This is a genomic window from Candidatus Zixiibacteriota bacterium, assembly GCA_040753495.1.
Taxonomy (GTDB): domain Bacteria; phylum Zixibacteria; class MSB-5A5; order GN15; family PGXB01; genus DYGG01.
Genome location: JBFMEF010000076.1, coordinates 1 through 8116 on the forward strand (window position 1 = coordinate 1; position 8116 = coordinate 8116).

Annotated in this window: 10 protein-coding genes; all 10 read left to right on the plus strand. The window is 52.3% G+C overall.

The window, feature by feature from the left end:
- The coding region (locus AB1690_04885; protein ID MEW6014636.1) for a flagellar hook-length control protein FliK at window positions 1-1314 on the plus strand (1314 nt) is incomplete at its 5' end.
- Between the two features lie 8 nt (window positions 1315-1322).
- On the plus strand, window positions 1323-2000 hold the full coding sequence (locus AB1690_04890; GenBank protein ID MEW6014637.1) for a flagellar hook capping FlgD N-terminal domain-containing protein: 678 nt from the start codon (window positions 1323-1325) through the stop codon (window positions 1998-2000).
- A gap of 12 nt (window positions 2001-2012) precedes the next feature.
- Window positions 2013-2402, plus strand: a complete 390-nt coding sequence (locus AB1690_04895; protein MEW6014638.1) for a TIGR02530 family flagellar biosynthesis protein — start codon at window positions 2013-2015, stop codon at window positions 2400-2402.
- A gap of 96 nt (window positions 2403-2498) precedes the next feature.
- Window positions 2499-4469 carry a flagellar hook-basal body complex protein gene (locus AB1690_04900; GenBank protein MEW6014639.1) on the plus strand — a complete coding sequence of 657 codons (1971 nt, stop codon included), beginning with the start codon at window positions 2499-2501 and terminating at the stop codon, window positions 4467-4469.
- A 14-nt stretch (window positions 4470-4483) separates the two neighbouring features.
- Entirely contained in the window at window positions 4484-4690 is a 207-nt protein-coding gene (locus tag AB1690_04905) for a flagellar FlbD family protein (GenBank protein MEW6014640.1), read from the plus strand.
- 19 nt (window positions 4691-4709) lie between these two features.
- Entirely contained in the window at window positions 4710-5252 is a 543-nt protein-coding gene (locus tag AB1690_04910) for a flagellar basal body-associated FliL family protein (GenBank protein MEW6014641.1), read from the plus strand.
- Window positions 5253-5270: 18 nt separating this feature from the next.
- Entirely contained in the window at window positions 5271-6266 is a 996-nt protein-coding gene (gene fliM, locus AB1690_04915) for a flagellar motor switch protein FliM (protein ID MEW6014642.1), read from the plus strand.
- A gap of 2 nt (window positions 6267-6268) precedes the next feature.
- On the plus strand, window positions 6269-6799 hold the full coding sequence (gene fliN / locus AB1690_04920) for a flagellar motor switch protein FliN (protein MEW6014643.1): 531 nt from the start codon (window positions 6269-6271) through the stop codon (window positions 6797-6799).
- Entirely contained in the window at window positions 6796-7392 is a 597-nt protein-coding gene (gene fliO, locus AB1690_04925) for a flagellar biosynthetic protein FliO (protein ID MEW6014644.1), read from the plus strand. Before fliN ends, fliO begins: the two co-directional genes overlap by 4 nt.
- 55 nt (window positions 7393-7447) lie before the next feature.
- Window positions 7448-8116 (plus strand): flagellar type III secretion system pore protein FliP (gene fliP, locus AB1690_04930; GenBank protein MEW6014645.1); only part of this gene is annotated, 669 nt, incomplete at its 3' end.

Here is an 8116-nt window from a genome sequence, read left to right on the forward strand (position 1 = left end):
CCTTCCTTGCTCTGTCAACCGATGCTTGCATCCGGTCTGATAACGAGTCTAAAGGGGAGTATAAATGAGATATCGATATCAAGTTCTTTCGGCAATGCCGAATTGACTCCTACAGGTGTTGTCGCTGACCAGACAGTAGCGATGGCGGAGGGGAGTAATGACAGCAATCATGATATCAGCCACACATTAAATAGTTCAAATAGCCGGTTTATGCCGGAGATGCCGTTTATCGTGAACGAGAAGATGGCATCTGAAAAATTCATAAATAGAATGGCACTGTCGGCAGTGACTGCCGATAATGTCGGGTTGTTCGATGGCCGTAACGCGAGGCAGTCTGGCATCGCCCCCTTGTCAGCCCCCATGCCGGAACCAGCGGCTCAGAGTCAGGCTCCGCTATTGATTGATAGCGGCCTCACCTGGCAGTATCCGGTCAGCAAGTCAGCCGAACCGCTGCCGGCGCGATTGAAATCGCTTGAGCGCGACCTGAAAGAGATAAAAGTTATCTCATTCACCGGAGAAACGCCTGAGCCGGAAGAATTAGATACTGATAAAGCGACACTGAGGTCATTCCCCCTGGACGACCGGCTGAGATTTGCGGGGCTGAAATCATCCCCGTTATCAGCGGAAAATTCCGTTGCGAAAAGTGCCAATCAGAATGTCGGCAAAATAGAGAGGGCATTCGGCTCCAAGGAAAATCTGGAGAGTATTCCCCAGACGCAGGCGTCCGACAAAGAAGAAATCTCAAACAAAATTGCTTCGGAAACTGACATTAATGCCGATGCGGCAGAACCGGTTTTGCAGAACGGGAAGATGATAGAGGGGAAAGAGGTCGCATCTGACGGCCGGATAAACCATCGGTTGCAGCAAACAGAAAAGCTGGATATTCAATCGGTTCGGTTCACAGCCCCCTTAGAATCGGACATCCGGGAGTTGAAATCAGGGCGGACGGTCATCATTAAGATGGAACCGGAGCATTTGGGTCCGGTTCGTTTAACTCTTTCCACCAGCGGCGACAGTCTGCATGGAAGAATGACGGTGCAGTCTATGGAAGCCCGGACGGCGGTAGAGGGGAACCTGAATGAACTCCAAGAGCAGCTGTCGCGCCAGGGAATCAAGCTGGATTCCTTCCAGATATCGCTGGCAGGCGGTCAGGTGGGGCAGCGAGCCTTCGGTGGCCGACGTTCCCCGACCGAATCTGGCGGTATGTCTCGCAACAACAGCCGAGATTTATCCAATCCTATATCGGGATTGATTGAAAAAACTCTCAGTCAGCGACTTTATATCAGCGCCACCGGCGTGAACTGGGTGGCATAGGAGAAAATATGGGTGTAGTATCCTCCATTAACGGCGGCGCCAATCAGCAGAATATGTTTCAGGCAACCAACGTACTTGGTAAAGATGATTTCCTGAAATTGCTGATAACCAAGTTGACCAACCAGGACCCGCTGAATCCGATGGATGATGAGTCCTTTATAGCGGAACTGGCGCAGTTTTCATCCCTGGAGCAGATGAGCAATATTAATGAATCGCTCTCCTCGGCATTGCAGTGGGATTACCTCCAGATGCAGACTATCAACAATACTATGGCGACATCGCTCATCGGTCGCAGTGTCACCGCCAATTACAGCGGCGTTTATCTCGACCAGCAAAATCAGCCGGCGATAAATTTCACGATCGACCGCCCTGCCGCTAAAGCAACCGTCAAGATACTGGATGCGGATGGTAAAGTGGTTCGGACGCTCACGGAAGTTGACCTGCCGGCCGGGGTCAATTCCCTTAAATGGGACGGCAAAGACTCTGCCGGCAACCGCGCCGAATCGGGCTATTACACCATTGAAGTTACGGCTGAGGATGCTTCCGGCAACACCATTACCCCCTCCACCTTTGTTTCCGGAACGGTGCAAGGGGTGGTATATCACGATGGCTCCGCTTTCCTGAAAGTAAACGGGCTGGAGATTGCGTTAGCCGATGTCAGCGCCATCGATATGGGTGACAATTGAGGAAGGATTGCGATGAGGATAGAAAATTTCAACCATAATGTAAATCTTCTGGAAATTGCCAGTCGGGGCAGCGCCGCCGAGAAAAACGGCGGGCCGCGCCCGGAGAAGAACAGAACCGATAATTTTTCGCGGGAACTTGCCAACGCCTGCCGGATTAATTTCTCCCGGCATGCCCGGGAGCGGCTTTTCTCCCGCGGAATTGAGCTTTCTGATTCCAAATTGACACAGATTGCTCAGGCAATTGATAAAGCCGAGACTAAAGGGTCGCGCGAGACTTTGATTCTTGACGACAACTCCGCCTATGTTGTCTCTGTTCCGACCCGGACGGTGGTAACCGCTTTTGGTAAAGAGCATCTGCGGGAAGGAGTGGTAACATCCATCGATTCCGCGATTGTTTTGTGATATGAATAAAATTTGCAACACAATAAACCAAACGAAGGGCTGGTCCCCGTATCGAGACGGGGAAGCCTTACCGTTGCGTAAGGAGGAAATGCCGTTATGATGGCATCACTATTCGCCGGGGTTTCGGGACTTCGAAACCATCAGGTAAAAATGAATGTAATCGGCGACAACATCGCCAATGTCAACACCATCGGTTTCAAAACCGGTCGGGTGACTTTCAAGGAAGCGCTGGTGCAGACCTACAAGGGCGCCGGGCGCCCTTCCACTCTCTCAGGCGGAACCAATCCGATTCAGCTGGGACTGGGCGTTTCGGTGGCATCCATCGATAACCTCTTCCAGCAGGGCGGCCTGGAGACCACCGGACAGATAACTGACCTGGCATTGCAGGGAGCAGGGTTCTTTGTTCTCTCCGATAACACGGGACGATACTACAGCCGTGCCGGTTCTTTTGGATTTGACGCCAACTCCAATCTGGTGGACCCGTCAACCGGACTTTTTGTCCAGGGACGGATGGCCGACCAGAATGGGGTGATAAGAACGACGGCGACAGTCGGCAACATAACGATGCCGTTCGGCCAGCAGGATCCGGCTCGCGCCACGACTGAGATTGCCCTGGGAAACAATATTAACTCGGTCGCCAGCGATTCGCGCGCCACTCTGGTTTCGGCCGGAACGACTAATATCAGTACCGTTTCCGGCATAGCCATTAATGGCGCCGGCGGGACACATAATCTGGCTATTACCGGAACTCAGGCGACCAATTCCAGCTTCACCGGCGCCAATGTCAGTGATGACGGCACCGGATTTCCGGGCGCGACTCTTTCCGGCAATATGATTCTGCGCAATCTGGGAGTAACCGATATCTCCGGATTTACTCTTTCACTGGATAACGGTACAAGAGTGGAGACGGTCTCGGGGCTGACCCTCGATTCCACAATCAATGACCTGATTACCGCTATCAATCAACTCCAGGGAATTAGAGCCGAACTGGTGGGCGGTGAGGTAGTTCTGACTCGCGAGCGCGCCGGCTCCGGCGTGGATTACAATATTGAGTCTTCGACCTCTTCGGTGACTCTCAACGCTAACGGAGTAGCCACAGCCGGGAATATTGTCGGCGTGATTTTCGGAGTCGCCAATGGCGCCACTTTGAGCGCCAACAACGGCACCGACCACACCTTTGTCTGCACCGATACCTTTACCCCCTCCGGCGGCGCCGCTCAATCTCCGGAAATTTTGAGTATCATTGTCGATGATGTAACAGGTCTGGCGACCGGCATCGACGGACTCGGTAACGGCGGTGTCGAAATCAGCAGTCTAAACGGCCTGAGCGCCGGCGATGCCGTGATTACCACCGAAGATACCACCCACGCGGCATCGATTACAGTTTATGATTCTCAGGGCGCGATTCATTCGCTGACCATTGAGTTCCTCAAGTCGGTCAATCCCAATGAATGGTCCTGGACCGCTTCTTTCAGCGGCAATGAGACCATTATCAGCGGCGGCAGCGGGATGGTGACCTTCAATCCCGATGGCTCGCTTTTGACTTTCACCTATAATGGCGGCGCCAATTCCCTTTCCTTCAATCCCAATAATGGAGCCGCGGTGGTTGATATCAGTGTTGATGCCGGCACCAGCGGGCAGTACGACGGTTTGACCGGATTCGCATCACCCCATACGGCGTCGATTTTGACGCAGGATGGGTATGGCGTCGGCATTCTGGACAACATTTCGATAGACAAGAGCGGATATATCTTTGGCATATTCACCAACGGCGTAAGCCGGGTTCTGGCGCAGCTGGTCCTGGCTGATTTCAATAACAGCGCCGGTCTTCTCAAAGCCGGACAGTCGTTATATCAGGAATCGGCAAACTCGGGGCAGGCGATAATCGGCGTGGCGGGCGAAACCGTCTCAGGAACCATTTCCTCAGGCGCGCTGGAGTCTTCGTCGGTCGATATCGCGCAGGAATTCACCAGCATGATTACAACGCAGCGCGGATTCCAGGCGAACGCCCGCATTATCACCACCTCCGACCAGATGCTGGACGAGCTGGTGAATTTGAAGAGATAATGAATTGAATCGTCATGATTAAAGTAACGCGCTTAAATAACAGCGAAATCGTTATTAACGATGACTTGATCGAGTTCGTGGAATCGATTCCCGACACCATTATCAGCCTGACGGATGGTAAGAAGATTATGGTAAAGGAGACGCCCGATGAGATTATCAAGCGGGTGGCGAATTTCCGTCGTCTGGTGGCAGGAATCGATTCTCCGGTCGAGCATCGTTAGAAAATAGAAAGGAGACCTCATGCCTCCCCGTAATGAGCCGGCCGAGCCGGATGCAAAAGCAGCGCCGGAAACAGCGGCCAAAGCGAAGAAGAAGATACCGCCGGTAGCGATATATGCGGTGATAGGTCTGGTGATGGTCGGTCTGGGGTATTTTGTCGGCACCAAGTTTTTTGGTTCTGCCAAGAACGTTGAGGACAAGGCGGTTGCAGAGCAGAGCAAGGAAACAAAGAAGTCGTCAAAAAGCCAGGGCGCGGAAGGAGCGACCTCGGTTTTTCTGATGGAAGGAGTAATTGTTAATCCGGCCGGAACCGGCGGCACCAGATTCCTTTCGGTTTCGCTGGGATTCGAGGTCGGTTCTCCGGCCACGCAGAAACTTCTGGAAGAACGAAAACCGCTCATCAAGGATGCGCTCATCACTATTCTCGGGTCCAAAACCATTGAGCAGCTGACCGACCCGAAACAGAAAGAAATAACTCGATTTCAAATCAAGAAACGGGTGGAGCAGTTGCTGGGGATAGAAGACCTGGCGGCGGTATATTTCACCGACTTTGTATTGCAGTAGAATGGCAGGAGAACGGAATTGGCAAAGATTCTGACCCAGGAAGAGATTGACGCCCTTCTCTCGACCGTGTCATCGAGCGAACCGGAGGCGGAACAGGCGGTAGGCAAATCAGAAAAAGTCCGCTCGGTGGTCAACTACGACTTCAAGCATCCCAACCGGGTTTCCAAAGACCAGGTGCGAACGCTGGAAAATATGCATGACAATTTCGCCGGGCATATCAGTTCGACTCTCTCGGCTATGCTTCGCTCGATGGTCGATGTCGACCTGATTTCCGTAGACCAGATAAACTATTCTGAGTATATCATGTCACTGGTGTCGCCGTCTTGCACCTATACCTTTGCGGCGCCGCCGCTGGAAGGGCTATGTATCATGGATTTCAACCCGGCGCTGACTTTCGCTTTTATAGACCGAATGTTCGGCGGCGGGGAAAAGATTCTGGAGATAGAGCGGGAGCTGACCGGTATCGAGAAATCGGTCATGACCAAGATTGCCCAGAAAATATATAAGGATTTGGAAGACTCCTGGCAGAATATCGTGCCGATTGTCATTGAACAGCGCTCTTTTGAAACCAATCCGCAGTTCATTCAGATTGTGCCGGCAAATGAGACGGTGATAGTCATATCGCTGCAGTTGAAAATGTTCAGTACCACCGGGCTTCTGACTATTTGCTATCCCTATGTATCGCTGGAGTCAGTGCTGGGGAAACTCTCGGCGCAGAACTGGATTGACGCCACCAAACGGCGCAATCTGACCGAAAGCCGCGATTACAATCGCGAAAATATACAGGTGGTAAATGTCGAGCTGGCGGCGATTCTGGCGCGCACAAAATTGAAGATGAAAGATTTTCTGAACTTAAAAGTAGGGGATATAATCCCGACCGAGAATAAAATTTCTTCACCGGTGGAATTGCTGGTGGCGCGACGCAGGAAATTCCTCTGCCGCCCGGGACTGGCCGGCAAGAAACGGGCGTGCCAGATAACCGAGATATTTCCGGTGATATCGAAGGAGAATTAATTATGGAAGATAAGAACCAAGGAAACGTTCCGGCCGACGCGATGCCGCAGGAGGAGCCGCTTCAGAATATGCCCCCTCAGGAGCCGGTTCCGACTCCGGAAGAGGAAGAGCCTGTCGCGGAACCGCGCGAGTCGATGCTCAGCCAGGAATCAATCGACAATGTGCTGAAAGATATCGCCGACGGCAAAGTCAGCGAAGAGGAAGAAATGCCTCGACCGGTTGCCCGAAAAGCCGATTTCCAGCAGTTGTCATCCTCACGGGAACCGCGTCCTCCCCAGAATATCGAACTCTTGATGGATGTAGACCTGCCGGTTTCGATTGAACTGGGACGGACCAAAATGAGTATCTCCGATATTCTTGCCCTGGGACCAGGTTCCGTGGTCGAGCTGGATAAACTGGTCGGCGAGCCGGTGGATCTTCTGGTCAACCAGAAATGCGTGGCGCGGGGGGAAGTGGTGGTGGTCGAAGAGAATTTCGGGTTGAGAATCACGCAATTAATGCCGCCTGAAGAAAGAATAAAGAATCTGCGATGAACCGTAAATTGAAAATCCAGATAGCGGTAGTGGCGACATTGGCCGCGCTGATTTTTCTGCTTGGTTTTCTGCGTCCGGCCACGACGGATTTGCCGTCGTCAAACGAAACAAACCCGACTCTTGCGGTGCGGTCGAGCCACGGGCAGATAGAAAGCCCGGTTGTCCAGGTGAAACGGGAGAATTCGTCGGCATGGCTTTCGGCCCTCAAACTTGCCGGCGCGATGATAGTGGTCATAGGAGCGATTTACGGCTTTCTTTTCCTTCTGCGAAAAATGATGGGCAAGAGACTTTCATCGAACCGGAACCAGCGGTTCCTGGAACTGCTGGAGACGACTTATATCGGGCAGAAAAAATCGATTTCCCTGGTCCGCTTTGCCGACCGCGCCATCCTGATTGGCAGTTCGGAAAACAACATTGCTCCTCTGGCAGAACTCGATTCCGAAGAAACTTCCCGCCTGCTACAGGAAACAACCCCCGCCAAAAATATTACCGGCTTCCGGAGTCTTCTTTCCGATGCTCGTGAGAAATATCGCACCCTTAATCTGAGGAGAATGGTCGGACAGAAGTTTGAAGAAACCGAACCTGCCGCATAGGCGGATATAATAGCGGCATGACGCCGCCCAATAGGATTGTCTTGATTCATAGGATATGAATAAGAAACTTAAAATCGTTGTCATGACGGCGCTAATAGCTGTCATTACCTCCCTGCCGGCCGCCGCGCAGGGAATTCCAAAAATCTCGGTAGAACTGGGGCAATCAGCCAAACCGTCGGACCTTTCCGCCACCCTGCAGATTGTGCTTCTGCTGACGGTTCTGACCCTGGCGCCGTCAATAATACTGATGGTAACTTCATTTGTGAGGATTGTGGTGGTGCTGGGATTCTTGCGGCAGGCGATTGGCACCCAGCAACTGCCGCCCAATCAGCTGATTCTATCTCTTTCCCTGATTCTGACCTTTTTCATTATCAGCCCGATGGCAAATAAGGCTTACAACGAAGGGTTGAAGCCGTACCTGGAAGAAAAGATCACCAAAGAGGAAGCCTTCAAGAAAGGGATTACTCCTTTTCGCGAGTTCATGCTGGCGCAAACGCGCGAAAAAGATCTGGCGCTCTTTGTCAATCTGGCGGAACTGCCGCAGCCGAATACTCCGGAGGATATCCCCCTGCATGTGCTGATTCCGGGATTTGTTCTCTCCGAGTTGAAAACCGGTTTCCAGATTGCCTTTCTGGTTTTTGTGCCGTTTCTGATAATCGATATGATTGTGGCATCGGTTTTGATGTCGATGGGTATGATGATGTTGCCCCCGACCATTGTGGCA

Coding starts and splice junctions, on each gene's coding strand:
- AB1690_04890 (MEW6014637.1), top strand. CDS start 1,323: ATGGGTGTAGTATCCTCCATTAACGGCGGCGCCAATCAGCAGAATATG.
- AB1690_04895 (MEW6014638.1), top strand. CDS start 2,013: ATGAGGATAGAAAATTTCAACCATAATGTAAATCTTCTGGAAATTGCC.
- AB1690_04900 (MEW6014639.1), top strand. CDS start 2,499: ATGATGGCATCACTATTCGCCGGGGTTTCGGGACTTCGAAACCATCAG.
- AB1690_04905 (MEW6014640.1), top strand. CDS start 4,484: ATGATTAAAGTAACGCGCTTAAATAACAGCGAAATCGTTATTAACGAT.
- AB1690_04910 (MEW6014641.1), top strand. CDS start 4,710: ATGCCTCCCCGTAATGAGCCGGCCGAGCCGGATGCAAAAGCAGCGCCG.
- fliN (MEW6014643.1), top strand. CDS start 6,269: ATGGAAGATAAGAACCAAGGAAACGTTCCGGCCGACGCGATGCCGCAG.
- fliO (MEW6014644.1), top strand. CDS start 6,796: ATGAACCGTAAATTGAAAATCCAGATAGCGGTAGTGGCGACATTGGCC.